The following is a 14,089-nucleotide window of genomic DNA, read 5'->3' as shown; positions in this document are numbered from 1 at the left end:
AATTCAATTTGTAAATAAACATGCTTAAATCAATAAAATATAAAATACTAATTGTAAAAATGTATTAAAATTATAGTAAATTCAAGTTTATGTTGACAGTTCGCTTTTGCGGGTTTACCGTTTTCTAATAGATTCACAAAGAAGTATGCAAGTTTCAAAATTCTGTCAGTAGTAGAGTTATTTGTTTTTATTAGGTGTCAGTAGGCTGGAAAAGGGGATGTTTGAAAAATTTACTTTGCTGCATTGATGCTTCCTTAATTATTGCATTGCTGTGATAGATACCAGATGGCTTTTGTTCTTGCTTCTCTTGTGATTTCATTGTTGGTTTTCCGAATTAGCAATCGTATGACACACAAAATGGAGGAAAGTTCATGAAAAAGGTAAAGACTCTCTTGTTGGGATTTGTAATCACGGTTTTCTGTATATTCCCAGCATTTACAAATGGTCAAAATGAAAACAAGGCTGCCGCGGAACCTAAATCCGTAGAAGTTTGGGCTATCAGCAATCCAAATGAGACAATCATCAAAGCCTTTGATGAAGCTGCGGTAAATTTTGAAACCAAGACAGGAATCAAGGTAAATTATATCAGGATTCCAACCAATGATTTCCATACCAAGCTTGTCACGAGCATCTCTGCGGGGGTGTTTCCTGATATGATTATTTGGAATACTGCTCCTGGTATTGAATTTAGTTCCACCAAAATGGTTGAACCTATGAATGACATGGTTTCAGAAATTGGAAGAGAAAAGTTCGGTGAGGGAACTTTGAAAATGTTTACCATTGGAGATACTCTTTATGAAGCTCCTTTCCTGGTTCGTCCTGCTGGAATACATGCAAGAAAAAGCTGGCTGGAAAAAGCTGGCTATGACGTAACACTTAAAACCGATCCTAAGACTGGATATTATATGGAGGGTTTAAGGACCTGGCAGGATCTCTTGGTTGCCGGGAAAAAAATGACGGATATTCCTAACGGAAAATATGGCCTTGGTTTCGCGTTTTCCAGAAAGGCCTTTGGTGATTCTGCAGCATTTGCATTCAGCATTATTTCCAGTTTTGGAGGAAGCGTATTGAATGCAAACGGAAAGGTTGATGTCGATACTCCCCAGATGCGCGCTGCGATCAAGTATTTGCAGGATGTTTGGAATAGTGGGGCAGTACCTGCTGCTTGTACCACTTGGGATGGCAACGCAAACAACCAATACTTTATTACTGGTGACATCGGAATTTGTATGAATTCCAATAGTATTTCGGCAAAACTGAATGATAGTACAAATGTAAAACCTGATGATTTGGTGATGATTCCTGTTCCCAGTGGTCCTGCTGGTTCTTATATTCAGGCAAATCCAGAATCCATAACTATTTTTAAAACCAAGAATCTTGAAGCAACAAAGGAGTATGCTCGGTATTTGCTCTCAGAAGATACCCAGATTGAAATGTTCAAGACCATGGGTTTTGGTTATTACAGCCCCTTACGAAAAGATGTTATGGCGAACCCTCTTTTTGATTCCCTTTCTTCCAATGAAAAAGTTCTCATGGCAGATGCCTCGAAAGCTATTGGAGCATCCTTCCCTGGTGAACCTGATGCCAGGCTTTCCTCATTATATTCAGCTTTCTTCTATGATGACATTTTGTCTCGTATTGCTGTTGATGGTTGGTCGGTAGATCAGATTATCAATGAAATGGGAAAGAAGGCCAACGAAGCCTTGTTTGATTAGTACTTGGTATCATGAATAGGCACCATTACGCTGAATACGGAGTGGTGCCCATGATTTTTTGAGAATGTTAACGATAATTAGGAAGCGAGAAATGCCGAGAAATCAAGTTCTGAGACAAGGCGCTACAGTAGTAACTAGAAGGGTTTCGTTGGAAGCGCGAGATAACAGGGTTGGAAAATTATTTCTTGTCCCTGCCATATCGGTTCTTGTTATCATTGTAGCCTATCCCGTAATCTATTCATTTATCATGAGTTTTTTTCGTTGGCGTCCGATTGATCCCAATCGACCGTTTGTTGGATTGAAAAATTATATTCGTGTGATGTCTGATGAGAGGTTTTTTCTTTCAATTAGAAATACGTTTATCTATGCCTTGGTCGGAGCTTTTTTTAAAGTTATGATAGGTCTTGGGTTGGCGCTGATGATGAATCGGAATTTCAAGGGAAGGGGCATAGCCCGAACGTTGCTTATGCTTCCCTGGGTTCTTCCCGTTACGGCAAGTGTTACCATATGGAACTGGATGTTTGATGGCATGTACGGGATTATCAATGTTATGCTCATGCGTATGGGGTTGATTGATACCTATATAAATTTCCTGGGGCAAAAAGGTGTTGCTCTGGCATGTGTCCTGATTGTAGGTATTTGGATGGGATATCCGCAGATGATGATGATGCAACTTGCAGGACTCCAATCCATTCCCCTGGAAATGTATGAGGCAGCAAAAGTAGAAGGAGCCAATTCTTTCCAAGTATTCTTTAGGATTACTCTTCCTTCTCTTGCCGGGATTTTGCAGATGGCAATTATACTGAGTATTATATGGACTTTCAACTCCTTCAATGTCATTTGGTTGATGACTCGGGGGGGAAGTTCCACACATACGATGAACACTCTTGCTTATGAGTTCTCTTTTGTAAACATGCGGTATGACTTAGGCGCCGCATTGTCTGTAACGATTCTCATTTTCCTTGCGGTATTCCTTTTCATCCACTCGAAAATGACAAAAAAGATGGGAGCGTAACATGCAACATTCGATGAAAAGAAGAAAAGCCGTTCATTCGTTTCTCTTCTATTTCTTTTTGATCCTTATCATCTGTGTTCTGGATTTTCCAATTTACTGGATGGTAAAGTGTTCCCTGACCTCTGTCGATAAAGTCATGACTCGTGATGTCTCCTTGGGTATATCGCAGTTTGATTTTTCTGCTTTCAAATATGTGTGGAACGGTACGGGTTATGCCTCTCAACTCCATCTGAAAAGTTATATGCTTAATAGCTTTATTGTTGTGTTGGTATCATCCTCGATCAGTATTGTACTGGCTACCCTTGCAGGCTATAGTTTGTCCCGATTCAGGTATAAACGGAAAGAGACGATTGCTCAGGGAATTTTGTATGTCTATATGTTTCCCCAAATGATCCTTACCACTCCTTTGCTCATGTTGATCATAAAATTGGGTTTGTATAATAACCTTTGGTCGCTTATCATCGTGTATTGCACATTTTCATTGCCTTATTCCATATGGATGATGCGAAGTTATTTCTCTGCTTTACCCATGGAATTGGAAGAAGCCGCCATGATTGATGGTTGCAATCGTGTTCAATCTATTTGGAAAATCATGTTGCCAATTGCGTTGCCCGGGGTTGTTGCTACTGTTACCTATACCTTTATTCTTGGTTGGAGCAATGTGATTTATCCATTGTCCTTCATTACCGATGAATCAAAGAAATTGGTTTCAATAGGCTTCCTGTCCTTGATTTCTGGCGATGCTACTCCCTGGAATGGTGTAATGTCTGCAGCTACGATAAGTGCACTCCCTGTGGTTTTGGTATTTATCTTCCTTCAAAGATATCTGGTAGGAGGTCTTTCTGCCGGGGGTGTTAAAAGTTGATTTTTACCCAATGGAATTATATGGATAGGAGGTATGTATGAAAATTACTGATATGATTGTTACGCCTATTGCTTTCTCGGATCCCCCATTGCTCAATGCCGCGGGTTTGCATGCACCGTATGCCCTAAGAATTATTATCGAGATTCGTACGGATGAGAATATCAATGGGGTTGGAGAAATTGCGGGAGGCTCAGCAGTTCTTGCTTCTCTCAACCAGGCAAAAGATTTCTTGATTGGGTGTAATCCCTTTGAAAGGAATAAAATACGAGACAAGATTGAGATTGGCTTCTCCAATATCAGTGATACTCTCAATACTGGGTATGCTCCCAAGAGTGTTGCGAATAGAATGTATAGTGCTCTCAATGTTGCTTTGCTGGATATTGCGGGAAAAGCTGTTGGTCTTCCTGTTTGTGATTTGCTTGGCGGTAGGGTACGAGAAAAGGCGGACTTCTCAGCTTATTTGTTTTATAAATATGGGGGAGCCGGTGGAAAATGGGGTTTTTCCCATAATCCAGAGGCTCAAGGTTGGCATAAAGAGAAGGAAGCCGAAGCTTTGGATCCTGAGGGAGTCGTAGCCCAGGCCCAAGCAATGGTTCGAGAATTTGGATTCACCTCTTTGAAATTGAAGGGGGGAGTTTTTGAACCGCGTCTTGAAGTTGATACCATAAAAGCCTTGCATAAGGCTTTTGGCAAGGGAGTCCCTTTACGAATTGATCCTAATGCCTGTTGGTCCTTGGAAACTTCTGTCAAGTATGGAAAAGAATTGAAACCATATCTTGAATACTATGAGGATCCTTGTAAGGGACAAGAGGATATGGCTGCCCTGGGTTCTCTTGTATCCATTCCTAGGGCAACCAATATGTGTACGACATCCTTTTCTGAGTTGCCTTCTGCAATAAGATTGGGATCTGAGGATATTATCCTTGCCGATCACCACTATTGGGGAGGTATGGAGGCGGTTTTCCATTTGGGAAAAATCTGTTCGGTTTTTGGCCGTAAACTTTCAATGCATTCAAATAGTCATTTAGGTATTTCCCTGATGGCTATGGCACACCTTGGTTGTTCTGTTCCGGAACTGAAATTTGCACTTGATACCCATTATCCTTGGCAAAGTGAGGAAGTTATCAAAGGTGGGAGAATCCAATTTGAAGATGGTGGTTTAAGGGTTTCCAACGCTCCTGGTCTGGGTGTTGAACTTGATTATGTCCAATTGGAAAAATTGCATCAGAATTTTTTGAAATGTGGCATTTCAGAGCGTAATGATGAAATAGAGATGCAGAAAAAGGTACCTGATTGGAAATTCGCTACGCATCGATTCTAATACGGAACTGGCAGAAAAGTTGTTTGAGACTTTGCATGCCACCGGCAGAATAGGCCAGAACGACCACCGTGGCCTTGCAAATTATTATGCAAAGGTTTCCGGAACCAAAATAGGAAAATAGGGAAATAGTATGGACACGAATTTTTTCAAGGGAATTATTGTACCGATTGTAACACCTGTTTCAAACGATGAAACGATTGACGAAAAGAAACTCAGGCATCAAGTGGACTTTGTCATTGATGGTGGAGTTTCTGGTATCTTGGTCTTTGGCAGCAATGGTGAATTTTACATGATGGAAGAAGCTGAGATTGAACAGACGTTGACGATCGTACTTGATCATGTAAAAAATCGTGTTCCTGTATATCTGGGAATTGGAAATATCAGAACAAGCAAGTGTGTGCGGCTGGCAAAAATGGCCGAGCATAAGGGTGTAAAGGGAATATCCTTGTTGCAACCTATGTTTCTCAAACCATCCGAAGATGAATTGCGCACTCATTTTGCAACTATTGCACAAAGCGTGCCTTCATTGCCTGTTTTGCTCTATAACAACCCAGGCCGTACCGGATACGGTATCAGCCAGGACTGTGTACAATACCTTGCTCATTCGGTACCCAATATCGTTGGCATGAAAGACAGCAGTGGTGATTTGACTCAGACAAGTGAATTCATACGGAGAAACAATGATATTGGGTTTAAGGTAATGTGTGGCAAGGATACCCTTATTTATGCAGGGTTGTGTGTAGGTGCTGTAGGTGCCGTATGTTCCACGGCCAATTTTCTACCTGAACTTGTTTGCTCGATCTATGATTTATTTGTGGCAGGGAACATGAAAGGATCTTTGCAAGCACAATGGAAACTTGATCCGATTCGTTTGCAGATGGATAAATCCAGTTTCCCCGTGGCGACCAAGGACTATGCAAATTTGATTGGAGCTCCTGTAGGAGATCCTATTTTGCCCAGCAAATGTTCGACGATTGCACAATTGGAAGGTCTTCGTGCCCAATTGGTGGATGCAGGTTATCTGCAATAGAAAATGAGAAGGCTAACCAGAGGCAAGAGTCTTTTGATTGGCATGGGTTTTGTATAGTCCGTTTTCAGATGGCTAGGGAAGTAAAAAGAGAAAAGTAAAAGGAGAAAGGTTTTGGGCCTTCCTCCTTTTTCCTTTATAGCCAGGACAGGGATTTTTCTCAATTGTCGAAAAATTTCCAATATCCTGTTTTCCTGCATGGTCCTGCAATAAATTGAAGTTCGGACCTGTTGACGAATTGGATAATTAATCCTAAACTCATTTAAGCGTTTAACAAATGCTTGGAAGGATTATATGCCAAAGGTAACAATAGAGACTGTTGCGAAAAAAGTAGGAGTGTCCGCTGCAACGGTATCCTATGCCCTTTCAGGGAAGAGAAAAATCAGCCGAGAGGTTACGGATAGAATCCTGAAGGCAGTTGATGAACTTGATTATCGGCCAAGCATTACGGCCAGGAATCTTGCCAGCAGTAAAACCTGGACGGTAGGGCTCTATGCCTCCCCGACCCAAAATATTCGTGAAGATTACTTTTTCAATAATATTCTTGCAGGAATCCTTGATGTCCTCCATGAAAAGAAATACCAGATTCATTTGTATGCTGATTACCTGAATGAAAATAACAAGGATCATCCTGATTTGAATATGACCCAGCCCATAGATGGGGCCTTGATCATGAATCCTCGTATCAACGATGTATATATCCAGCATATCATGCAACGAGATATTCCCTTTGTAGTCATCGGGACTCCCGATGAACGGGAGAATTCCTTTTATGTAGATGCCGATATAACGGCAGGTTATTATGCAGCTACCAATTACCTTATAAAAAAAGGGCATAGAAAAATTATATTGATGAATGGTTCTGCCGAATATACCCAAAGCAAGCAAAGAAAGGCAGGCTATGTGTTGGCGTATCAGGACAATGGTATGGATTTCAGCGACGAGTGGATACTGAACGTCCCGATGTTGGAAGAGGAAGGCTATCGGGTGTTCAAGCAAGCCCTTGAAGAAATTCCTGATTTCTCGGCGGTCATCACGTTTAACGATACCATTGCCGTTGGAGTCTTAAGGGCTCTGAAGGAAAAGAACATGATAGTTCCCGGGAAAGTAGCGGTAATCAGTGCCGGGAATACTATGATTACCAGGATTCATGCCCCTTCCATAACAAGTCTCGATATGAGTTCCTATGAAATGGGAGCCAAGGCCGCTGAATTGTTGGTTGATGTGATTGAAAAAAAACGAATCCAGCCTTCCCATACCATTATCCAGACTCATTTGGTGGAAAGGGAAAGTACCTGAGCTAGGTATCAGGGGTTATCGTTTTGTTCAAGGACGAGCCAAAAAAATCTGAATATACATCTGTTTTACTAATAGGGCTATACTTTCCTTTGGTTGCCTGAAGGAACGTATTTTCATTGTTCGTATCAAGGTCTATTTCTCACCTAGGTAATAAAACAACGAGTCGTTGCTTGTTGTATCCCTTGCCTTGCTCCTTCATGATACAATCGATACGTATGTTGAGTAGGGTAGGCAATTATTTTTTTCTTGACAGTAGCAGAAATGTGACACTATAGTAATTTAAGCGCTTAAATTAAAAACTTACACAATTATGTTTATCGTTTATATACGGAGGGGAAATATTTTTCTACTGGAAACCTGAAGGCCCTTTCCTCTTACCCAGTCATTGATTTGAAAAAGAATGAGAGCTTGGGTCTTTTTCCAAGAAGCTGATACGAGCAAAAGTAACGAATTGAACTTGGACAAGCAATCTTGTTGAAGCATATTGAGGCTGCCTTTTTTGATAATGATTGTATATTAGTCAACCTTCCGGCTGACTTCTAATAGGAGGAATGTATGAAAATTCGATTGAGAGTTGTGTTTGTAGTTCTTCTCTTGTCCCTGACCATGACGGTTTGGGCCAATGGAAGCAATGAGACTGGAATAACCAAGGACAAGGGGGAGAAGGTTATTACGATTTGGGACTTCAAATATGGTGATGTACAGAGCGTTCAGCCTGCAATGATCAAAATCGATGATCTGATCATGCAACAAAACCCCGGAATCAAGATCAATCATGTCGGTCAGTCCAATGACAATTACTACCAACTGGTAAGGGCAGCCGTACAGGCCGGGGATGGCCCGGATATCATAATGTTCCATGGTGGTGTCCAGGCCTACGAGTTCGATGACTATACGATAGCCTTGGACACGTATATTGCGCCCTGGAGAAATGAAATTTCAGAGTTCAGCTGGGAATATTGCTCAGCCAATGGGGATAAGTCAAAGTCAGTTCATATGGTACCGCTGACAACCCAGGGGTTTGGTATCTATTATAACAAGGCCCTGTTCAAGAAAGCTGGACTTGATCCCGAGAAAGCTCCTACCGACATTGATTCTTTCATGAATGCTTGCGCAAAGCTCAAGGCAGCCGGAATTGTTCCGATAACTGCAGGATTGCAAGGCAGTCCGTATACCGTGGACTTCCTCTTCAGGTGTCTGGTCGCCAATATCTATGGACCCGATGTAAAGGATCTTGGTACGGGCAAACAGAACTTCAAGGGAAATGCAGCGTTCAAGAAGGCTACACAGATAATGCAAGAATTATTTGCGAAAGGATATATTGATCCAGCCGGCACCTCCACTCCTTACTTCATGGATGCCGCGAATAATTTCGCAGCCGGGAAGGGAGCGATGTTTGTTGGTTTGCTGTCAGATGTATGTCACTGGAAGGTATTCTGCGATGCCTTGGGAAATGATGAGGTCGGTTACTTCCCGACTATCAATTTCCCGGAAGCAAAATACAAGGACCAGCAAGTTGGTCAACCGGCCGGTATTGGGTATAGTGTCATGAAGTGGTCGAAGAATCCAGCTGAAGCAGCGAAGGTTATCGAGGGCTATGCCCGCGGTGAAGGAAATGCCCTTTGGATGGGAATGACCGGGGCCTTGTCTCCTAACAAGAATGTCGACATCAAGAGTCTGGGGTATCCTTTGGTCGGGCAGATTCTCCAAAAACCCTTTGTCCTGGACTTCAATACCCTGCTGTTGAATGAAGATGCCAACGGGAATTTCGATCGATATTGTGCACAGGCCTTTGTTTCAAACGAAATTAGCCTGGATAAGTTCATTGATTCTGCCCAAGGTATGCTGGATAGCAAACAGAACGCTAAGTAGTCAACTGAATCATTGGTTGTCTGGAAATGTTGAATTTCCGGACAACCTGTATGGTTTTTCCATGGGGGAGTCGATTGAAAAAACAAACTGCAAAAATTAAAAGTGAGACATTCGATTCATATATCTTGATAGCGCCCTTGCTTCTGCTTTTAGCCGTTTTTATTTTGTATCCGGTAATTGCCAATGTATATCTCAGTTTCTTTAAATGGAAAGGCATGGGTCATGCAACTTTTATCGGTCTTGATAATTATCGAACCATGCTGAAGGATGAGACCTTCTGGGTTTCCATAAAGAATACTCTGGTTCTGCTTCTCTATATTCCGTTGGGTGTCCTCGTACCGATACTGATTGCGGCCTTTCTCAGGGAAGGTCTCAAGGGATGGCCAATTTTCAGGGCAATCATCTATTTACCAAATATCCTTGGGTATGTAATCATCGGAATGATCTCCAGCATCATATTCAGGAAAATTGGGCCCTTGAACGCAGGATTGACCAGTTTGGGACTTGGGTCTCTTGCGCTCGATTGGTTGAGCAAGCCAAATTTGGCACTCAATTCCCTGGGATTGGTATATGGAGTCTGGATGCGGCTGGGCTTTGGTTGTATCTTTTTCCTTGCTGCAATGAGCAGCATCGACGACTCACTGTATGATGCGGCGAAAATTGATGGTGCTCTCTGGTGGCGGACTTTCTGGAATGTCACGATTCCTTCCATCCGCTTTTCAATTGAATTCTGGGTAGTTTTGTCCTTCATCGAGATTTTGGCACGAGCCTTCCCGTTTATTTACACCTTCACGCGTGGAGGTCCTGGGTTTGCCACGTTTACCTTGGAATACGGCATCTATAACGCTGGTTTTGTCGCATTCAATATGGGATATGCAAGCACTTGGGCAAGTGTCCTGTTTGTTTTTTGCGCTATCATTGCCTTCTTCCAGGTTAGGTTGATGAGGAAAAACACTGATGTACAGTAGATATAAAAAAACGGTAAACGGACTCATGTATCTTGTCTTGATAGTGTTTGCCCTGATAGCCCTCTATCCTTTGGCTTTTGTGTTGCTTACAAGCCTGAAATCTTCAGGTGAGTATATCAACAACAAATTATCATTTCCCAAAAAGGTCACCTTTGACAACTATTACTATGTCTGGGTGAAGGGGCATATGCTCAAGTATTTTATAAATAGCTGCATCTTGATCCCTTGCGGGCTTGTTTTTTACCTTTTTGTCTGTATCTCGGCAGGTTTTGCCTTTGGGCGATTGAGATTTCCCTTTCGGTTCTCAATTTTCCTTTCAGTTCTGTTTTTGATGATATTTCCGCAGATGTTGCTATCTATACAAATTTTTCAGATATGCCGTACCTTGCATCTAGTCAACAATTATTTTGGTTTGATTCTCGTATGGGTCGCGTATTTTGCTCCCTTCGGTACGTATATCATGACGACCTATTACTCGACAGTCCCGATGGAAATCATTGAGTCTGCCAGGCTTGACGGTACCAATATATGGCAAATGCTCTTTTACATCATGGTGCCCATAGCAAGACCGATGATTGTCATCATCGTCATCATCGGGTTCCAGTCCATGTGGAACGAGCTGCCTTTTTCTCTCCTTTTGCTCCAGAGTGAAAATCTGAGGACGATTACGCAAGGAATTGGCATGATGCAGGGACAGTATGGGCTTGATGACACGATTCTGACAGCGGCGATTATTTCTGCATCCCTTGTTCCCTTGGTGCTGTTCATGTTTTTCCAAAGGCAAATAACGATGGGTGCCTATAGTGGTGCCGTAAAAGGCTAAGACTGTACATATACAATTTTTCTAGAAAGGTCATGAGAATTTATGAAACAAAAAAATCGTTTTATTTTTGATATGTTGGACCAGGATTCCCCCGATGCCCAAAAAGATTCCATCTTTCGGGCCGGGAAACCCCAATCAGTCAGAGAGGAAGCAGGAGCAACAGTCGTGAGTGTTCCCTTCCATAAGCAGGAAATGAAGAACATGTTTCTTTATCCTGCCCAACCTGCAAGATTGGAAGTATCGGATATGATCGTGCGTTGCTATGGAGATTCCATCCTTCGCTGTACGACAGCTTTTGGAGGATCTATTCCCAAGGATGAGGATAATCCTATGTTTTCTTGGGATCCGACCCTTGTGCAAGGAAAAATATGCCCTGAGAAAACAGACGAAGGCTGGGATCTCAAGGATGGGAACGGGAAGGTTAAAATGCGGATACATACAAAGGATTTTCCCAGGGAAATCTGGAGTACCTTGCAGCCAGAACCTCCCGAAACTTTTGATGCGGTTGTTTTTCCTGATGATAAAGTAGCTGTTCCCTTTATGGCGTATGATGATTTTTTTCCGGCACAATCTGAATCCTTTAGCTTGGGATATGTCAAACGGGATGAAAAGGTCCATCGGTGTCTGTATTCCCTTCATGCGGAACAGAACGAGAAATTTGCCGGTACGGGTGAGCGTTTTAGCAAAATGGACCTGGCCGGAAAGACCTATGTATTGGAAAATACCGATGGTCTTGGTGTAAATAGCCGTCGTTCGTACAAGAATGTGCCGTTCTATATTTCCAGCAAGGGCTATGGCCTGCTTATCATGACTTCAGCCCATGTTCGTCTTTCCTTGGCTGATATCTCAACTAGGGCAGCGCAAGCCTTGGTGGAGGATGATGTTCTGGATCTGTTTTTTATAGGTGGCGGCAATGCTGAACGGATTCTTTGGAATTATCGGAGAATTACGGGGTTTCCTGCGAATGTCCCGTTCTGGTCCTATGGGACCTGGATGAGTCGCATGAGTTATTTTTCTGCTGAAGAGACGCGAAATGTCGTAAAGAAAATGAGGGAAGGAAAGTTCCCTTGCGACGTAATCCATATAGACACGGGCTGGTTCAAAAAAGATTGGAAATGCGAGTGGGAATTCAATCCGGAAAAATTTCCCGAGCCGGAAACCTATCTCAAGGAGATGGAGGACCAGGGCATCAAGATCAGTCTCTGGCAACTGCCTTGTATCGCCAAGGATACGATGTATTATGGCATTGCCAATGAAAATCGCTATGTCGCACCAAAAAGCGAGCATGTTGCCTTGGGTTCCAACTTCAGTGCAGTAGAATTTGACGGGAACATTGATTTTTCCAATCCTGAGGCTGTGCTCTGGTACCAGGGGTTATTGAAGAAACTCCTGGACATGGGTGTTGCCGTAATAAAGACGGATTTTGGTGAGGTAATCGAGGAGAATGCTGCTTATCTTGGAATGTCGTACCGGAAGTTGCATAATGTATATGCACTTCTCTACCAGAAGGCGGCACATGAAATCAGCAGGCAGGTGAAGGGGCCGAGCCAGGCCATGATCTGGGCCCGTGCCGGGTGGATTGGGTGCCAGCGGTATCCAATTCATTGGGGTGGCGACTGTGCCTGTTCCTGGGACGGCATGGCAGGATCCCTTCGTGGTGGGTTGCATCTGGGAATCTCTGGGTTCGCTTTTTGGAGCCATGATGTCCCGGGGTTCCAGGGGATTCCGAGTTTCATGAACAGCAGGCCCTCTGATGATCTCTATATCCGATGGACACAGATGGGTGTGTTTTCCTCGCATCTTCGGTACCATGGAACGACGCCCAGGGAACCCTATGAGTATCCTGCGGTATCAGATATTGCCCGCAAATGGTTGAATCTTCGCTATGCCCTGATCCCTTATCTTGCAGAGCAAGGAAACAAGGCCATACAGACAGGCTTTCCCTTGGTGCGGGCCTTGTTGTTCGATCATTTCGATGATGCCACGTGCTGGTCGATCGATGATGAATTTTACTGTGGCGATTCTTTGCTTGTAGCGCCTGTCATGAATGGTACGGGTATTCGAGATGTGTATCTTCCCTCTGGACTCTGGGTTGATTTCTGGAGTGGAGAGAGCATTACGGGGGGGCTTTGGTTGAAAAATGTTGCCAGTCCCCTGGAATTGCTTCCTGTGTATGTCAAAAAAGATTCCGTGATTCCCGTGTATCCGCAAATTGTCCAATGTACAAAGGAGATGGATCTTTCAAAAATCCAGGAAATCCGGTTCGACGATACCTATAGGGGATTTTCAGCGTCGATTTTGGGAAAGTCGATTGCCTTGGGGATCTGATGCTGGAATGTACCATAAAAAAGGAGAAGGGCATCGAGCCTTTCTCCTTTTTCGTATATAGCCAGAACAGGGATTTTTCTCAGTTCTTCTGTTCTTCGATTGTCGAGAAATTCCCGATATCCTGACGCAAGCACTCCACCGCTTCTATTTTCTTGTTGGCTTCCAGCAAACGGATGAATCGCTTGTGGCATTCGCATTCAGTGATGATGTCCTCTCTATGGAGATTGATCCAATAGGCCTGAGCATAGGCTACCCCGAGATATTGCATGGCACTTTTCAACTGCTTATATACAAATTCATTGCTGAAGAAAGAGATCAAGGTCAGATGGAACTCGGTGTTATGTTCCCAATGTTCAAGAGCTGCCTGTTTGTGTGGTTCGTCATAATAGGTTTGCAGAATCTCCTTGAGCTTGTTGATATTTTGCACTGTAATGCTATCCCAATGTGTCTCGAGATATCCACATTCCACGATGGTCCTGTATTCAGTAAGCTGGACAATGTTATCCTTGCTGAAAGAGACGACTTCATAGCCGAATCGGGGAATGCTTTTCAGAAATCCTTCATTGCATAACTCAATCAAGGCTTCCCTGATAGGGGATTTGCTTACCTCAAATTCATCCACAAGCGATTTCTCGGTGATTATATCCCCCGAGTTATAATTGCACTGGATGATTCTTGACAGGATTACATCATAGAAATGTTTCTTCTTAATTGAGACAGTGTATTTGCTTTTGACTACATTCAATTTATTCAACCCTCTTCATTTGGTGCCAAACTGGTAGATATGTTTTCACTTCCATTGTAGCAGATAATTTTATGCTTACGGTAGAAGAATAATAGCATAGAAAAATTTTTC

At 42.9% G+C, this 14,089-nt stretch carries 11 protein-coding genes; 10 read left to right on the top strand and 1 reads right to left on the bottom strand.

The window, feature by feature from the left end; genetic code table 11:
- The first annotated feature begins 371 nt into the window (after nt 1-371).
- The 10 genes from ACHZBG_RS07500 to ACHZBG_RS07455 all read left to right on the top strand — a co-directional run bounded on the left by ACHZBG_RS07500 (nt 372) and on the right by ACHZBG_RS07455 (nt 13,233).
- Nucleotides 372-1,715, top strand: a complete 1,344-nt coding sequence (locus tag ACHZBG_RS07500; protein ID WP_320128826.1) for an extracellular solute-binding protein — start codon at nt 372-374, stop codon at nt 1,713-1,715.
- 91 nt (nt 1,716-1,806) lie between these two features.
- Nucleotides 1,807-2,730, top strand: a complete 924-nt coding sequence (locus ACHZBG_RS07495) for a sugar ABC transporter permease (RefSeq protein WP_320128825.1) — start codon at nt 1,807-1,809, stop codon at nt 2,728-2,730.
- Between the two features lie 13 nt (nt 2,731-2,743).
- Nucleotides 2,744-3,595 carry a carbohydrate ABC transporter permease gene (locus ACHZBG_RS07490; protein WP_320128824.1) on the top strand — a complete coding sequence of 284 codons (852 nt, stop codon included), beginning with the start codon at nt 2,744-2,746 and terminating at the stop codon, nt 3,593-3,595.
- 37 nt (nt 3,596-3,632) lie between these two features.
- Nucleotides 3,633-4,916, top strand: coding sequence for an enolase C-terminal domain-like protein (locus tag ACHZBG_RS07485; RefSeq protein WP_320128823.1), 1,284 nt, complete (start codon nt 3,633-3,635; stop codon nt 4,914-4,916).
- Nucleotides 4,917-5,046: 130 nt separating this feature from the next.
- Nucleotides 5,047-5,946 (top strand): dihydrodipicolinate synthase family protein, encoded by a 900-nt coding sequence (locus ACHZBG_RS07480; protein ID WP_320128822.1) that lies wholly within the window; start codon nt 5,047-5,049, stop codon nt 5,944-5,946.
- Nucleotides 5,947-6,237: 291 nt separating this feature from the next.
- Nucleotides 6,238-7,242 (top strand): LacI family DNA-binding transcriptional regulator, encoded by a 1,005-nt coding sequence (locus ACHZBG_RS07475; protein ID WP_320128821.1) that lies wholly within the window; start codon nt 6,238-6,240, stop codon nt 7,240-7,242.
- A gap of 555 nt (nt 7,243-7,797) precedes the next feature.
- On the top strand, nt 7,798-9,114 hold the full coding sequence (locus tag ACHZBG_RS07470) for an extracellular solute-binding protein (protein WP_320128820.1): 1,317 nt from the start codon (nt 7,798-7,800) through the stop codon (nt 9,112-9,114).
- 74 nt (nt 9,115-9,188) lie between these two features.
- Nucleotides 9,189-10,082 (top strand): sugar ABC transporter permease, encoded by an 894-nt coding sequence (locus ACHZBG_RS07465; protein WP_320128819.1) that lies wholly within the window; start codon nt 9,189-9,191, stop codon nt 10,080-10,082.
- Complete coding sequence (locus ACHZBG_RS07460) at nt 10,072-10,905, top strand: carbohydrate ABC transporter permease (protein WP_320128818.1); 834 nt, start codon at nt 10,072-10,074, stop codon at nt 10,903-10,905. Before ACHZBG_RS07465 ends, ACHZBG_RS07460 begins: the two co-directional genes overlap by 11 nt.
- A 42-nt stretch (nt 10,906-10,947) precedes the next feature.
- On the top strand, nt 10,948-13,233 hold the full coding sequence (locus ACHZBG_RS07455) for a TIM-barrel domain-containing protein (protein WP_320128817.1): 2,286 nt from the start codon (nt 10,948-10,950) through the stop codon (nt 13,231-13,233).
- A 79-nt stretch (nt 13,234-13,312) separates the two neighbouring features.
- Here the strand turns inward: ACHZBG_RS07455 and ACHZBG_RS07450 are convergent, their stop codons facing one another.
- Nucleotides 13,313-13,978, bottom strand: a complete 666-nt coding sequence (locus tag ACHZBG_RS07450; protein WP_320128816.1) for a GntR family transcriptional regulator — start codon at nt 13,976-13,978, stop codon at nt 13,313-13,315.
- Nucleotides 13,979-14,089: the final 111 nt, after the last annotated feature.

It is taken from the genome of uncultured Sphaerochaeta sp., from assembly GCF_963676625.2.
Lineage (GTDB): Bacteria > Spirochaetota > Spirochaetia > Sphaerochaetales > Sphaerochaetaceae > Sphaerochaeta.
The sequence above is the reverse complement of the archived record's forward strand: the minus strand, read 5'-3'. Positions and strand labels throughout refer to the sequence as shown.

Bases quoted from the DNA above. Each gene is read 5' to 3' on its own strand.
- ACHZBG_RS07455 (WP_320128817.1), top strand. From the start codon at position 10,948: ATGAAACAAAAAAATCGTTTTATTTTTGATATGTTGGACCAGGATTCC.
- ACHZBG_RS07460 (WP_320128818.1), top strand. From the start codon at position 10,072: ATGTACAGTAGATATAAAAAAACGGTAAACGGACTCATGTATCTTGTC.
- ACHZBG_RS07475 (WP_320128821.1), top strand. From the start codon at position 6,238: ATGCCAAAGGTAACAATAGAGACTGTTGCGAAAAAAGTAGGAGTGTCC.
- ACHZBG_RS07495 (WP_320128825.1), top strand. From the start codon at position 1,807: ATGCCGAGAAATCAAGTTCTGAGACAAGGCGCTACAGTAGTAACTAGA.
- ACHZBG_RS07470 (WP_320128820.1), top strand. From the start codon at position 7,798: ATGAAAATTCGATTGAGAGTTGTGTTTGTAGTTCTTCTCTTGTCCCTG.
- ACHZBG_RS07485 (WP_320128823.1), top strand. From the start codon at position 3,633: ATGAAAATTACTGATATGATTGTTACGCCTATTGCTTTCTCGGATCCC.
- ACHZBG_RS07490 (WP_320128824.1), top strand. From the start codon at position 2,744: ATGAAAAGAAGAAAAGCCGTTCATTCGTTTCTCTTCTATTTCTTTTTG.
- ACHZBG_RS07480 (WP_320128822.1), top strand. From the start codon at position 5,047: ATGGACACGAATTTTTTCAAGGGAATTATTGTACCGATTGTAACACCT.
- ACHZBG_RS07500 (WP_320128826.1), top strand. From the start codon at position 372: ATGAAAAAGGTAAAGACTCTCTTGTTGGGATTTGTAATCACGGTTTTC.